Origin of the sequence: Prauserella cavernicola, assembly GCF_016595675.1 — a bacterium.
Taxonomy (GTDB): domain Bacteria; phylum Actinomycetota; class Actinomycetes; order Mycobacteriales; family Pseudonocardiaceae; genus Prauserella_A; species Prauserella_A cavernicola.
Window position 1 is genome coordinate 1 of the sequence record NZ_JAENJH010000073.1, and the last position, 289, is coordinate 289.

Annotated in this window: 1 protein-coding gene; it reads right to left on the bottom strand. The window is 72.3% G+C overall.

Annotation, left to right across the window (positions count from 1 at the left end):
• Window positions 1-57: 57 nt before the first annotated feature.
• Window positions 58-289 (bottom strand): hypothetical protein (locus tag JHE00_RS34750; RefSeq protein ID WP_200326452.1); only part of this gene is annotated, 232 nt, incomplete at its 5' end.

The window sequence follows — 289 nt, forward strand, 5'->3', positions numbered from 1 at the left end:
GAGAAACAGCGCGTGCGCGCGCATGAACGAGGCCAGCGCGCCGTCGTAGTCGTCCTGTTAGATCAGCAGCTGCCCGAGGTTGCGCAGCAGGATCGCCTGCCCGCGGGCGTCACCCGTGCGCTTGGCCGCGTCGAGTCCGATGCGGTGGGTGCTCAGCCAGTCGTCGTGGTGGTCGCGCAGGTCGAAGTAGGGCAGGAACGCGGCGGCCAGCCGCCAGGCGAGGTCGTCGAGGCCCAGGCGCGCGGCCAGCGCCACCGCGGCGACGCCGGTGTGGTGCTCGGCCTCGAAC